1 protein-coding gene is annotated in these 1,225 nt (G+C 49.1%); it reads right to left on the bottom strand.

Annotated elements, in window-relative coordinates; all coding sequences use genetic code 11:
• The coding region (gene ltrA / locus LG003_RS22990; RefSeq protein WP_390894167.1) for a group II intron reverse transcriptase/maturase at window positions 1-1,011 on the bottom strand (1,011 nt) is incomplete at its 3' end.
• Window positions 1,012-1,225: the final 214 nt, after the last annotated feature.

Genomic DNA, 1,225 nt, shown 5'->3' on the forward strand with positions numbered 1-1,225 from the left:
TTGGGCCGCTTTGCTGACTGCCGGTGTAAAACTCACAAACAAACTGTTTCTTTTACGGTTCTTGACCCACCTTGGTCTGAACGTATATCCAAGAAAATCAAAACAGGTATGTTCATATTTTCCCTTTCGTTCTACATCTTTACAGTAAGCAATCCGGGTTTTGTCCGGATGCAGTGCCAATCCACATTCCCTGAAACGGTGTTCCAACCTTTGCCAGATTTCTCTGGCCTGAGCTTCACTCTGGCAATGAACCAGTCCATCATCCGCATAGCGACACCATTTCATCCGGGGATGATATTTCTGCATCCACTTGTCGAAAACGTAGTGCAGAAATAAATTGGCCAGTATCGGGCTAATCACACCGCCTTGCGGTGTCCCTTTCTCACGGAATAACATCTCACTATGGCATTTCATCGGGGCCGTTAGCCAGCGTTCGATGTACAAGCAGAGCCACGGGCTATTTGTGTGTTTCCTCACGGCTTTCATGAGTAAATCATGAGGAATATTGTCAAACAACCCCTTGATATCGAACTCCAATACCCAATCTTGCTGCCAGCATCGCTGCCTTGTGACTCTGATGGCGTCAATCGCCGACTTATTCGGTCGGTAGCCATAAGAATCCGGCAAAAAATGAGGTTCAACAAGGGGTTCGAAATGAAGCCTGACCACCATTTGTGCCACACGATCCGCAACCGTGGGGATCCCCAGCAGACGTTCACCTCCCGACTTCTTAGGGATAGCGACACCTTTCACCGGGGGTGGATAATAACTGCCCGATGATAAGCGGTTCCAGAGTTTGTACAGATTGTCTTTCAGATTGGATTCAAAATCCGCGAGAGTTTGACCCTCCACGCCTGCCGCACCTTGATTGGCTTTAACCAATAACCAGGCACGGTACACTTCTCTTTTCTCAATGACAAACGGTTTTGCCTTAACCTCCGTATCTCCTCCTGCCTGACAGTTGGATACCGGGTAAGGCTGCCTGACGTGACCCCTTCGCTCCACATTCATTACAAATATTTCCTCACTACTACGAGTCACTCCGCCCCCGTATCACCCATCGGTACTCTCATACTTGTCAATTCAGTGACTTGCATTTCTCCCTTGACATCGTGATGACAGGTTCCCGCAGTTCCCAGAAAGAGCCCGATACAAAGTCACGCCCACTCTACGCCGGACACCACCTGCGCAGCATTCGGATCCACTCACAGATTTATCCCGGAAG

It is taken from the genome of Photorhabdus kleinii (genome assembly GCF_025384885.1).
GTDB lineage: Bacteria > Pseudomonadota > Gammaproteobacteria > Enterobacterales > Enterobacteriaceae > Photorhabdus > Photorhabdus kayaii.